Raw genomic sequence first — 657 nt, forward strand, 5'->3', positions numbered from 1 at the left:
CTCCAGCGCGTCGCGCAGCGAGGTGCAGGTGCGCCTGATGGCGACGGCGGAGGACGGATCGCAGCGCGCGTTCGACCGCACCGAGCCGGCGGGCGGCAATGCCGAGGGCGCCGTCAAGGCGACCGCGGCGGCCGTGGACGCGCTGGCGCCGGAGATCGCGACCTGGGCGGCGAGCCTGTCGCCGCGGCCCACGCCGGCACGCGGCCGTCGCTGAGCCTCGCGCAACCCCGTCTTCGGAGCGGGACGGCGCAGGTGGGGCACGCGCTCGCCGGCGCCCCGTTCCGCCTCGCGGGAGAAAGGCTCAGACCGCCGCGATGCCGCCGCCCAGGCGCTGCTGGCGCTGGCGCAGGAAGGCTTCGGCCATGCTGGACTCGGGCTGCAGGCGCTGCCCGATGTACAGCTCCTGGCGGCGCTCGGTGATCTGGGCGCGCAGGCGGTTGGCCATGATGGCCAGCGGGTCGAGGCCCTTCTTCTCGGCGCGCTCGATCGATTCGCCGAGCGCATGCATCGTGTGGTTTTTGAGCAGGGCGGTATGGGCCTGCACCACGCGCAGCCGGCCCTGCACCGCGCGCTCCGCGTTGCGCAGCCATTCCAGGACGCGTCGGCGTCGCCGCCGCGCACCTTCACCAGGCTCTCGCCCGCGGCCAGCAGCAGCGC

2 protein-coding genes are annotated in these 657 nt (G+C 75.0%); one reads left to right on the plus strand and one right to left on the minus strand.

Annotation, left to right across the window (positions count from 1 at the left end):
• Positions 1 to 214, plus strand: a 214-nt coding sequence (locus FUT87_RS28780) for a hypothetical protein (protein WP_404935404.1), incomplete at its 5' end; no start/stop codon positions are given.
• A gap of 87 nt (positions 215 to 301) precedes the next feature.
• Here FUT87_RS28780 and FUT87_RS13625 read toward each other — a convergent pair.
• The coding region (locus tag FUT87_RS13625; protein WP_222617143.1) for a hypothetical protein at positions 302 to 657 on the minus strand (356 nt) is incomplete at its 5' end.

The sequence above is a fragment of the Mitsuaria sp. TWR114 genome (assembly GCF_007997345.1).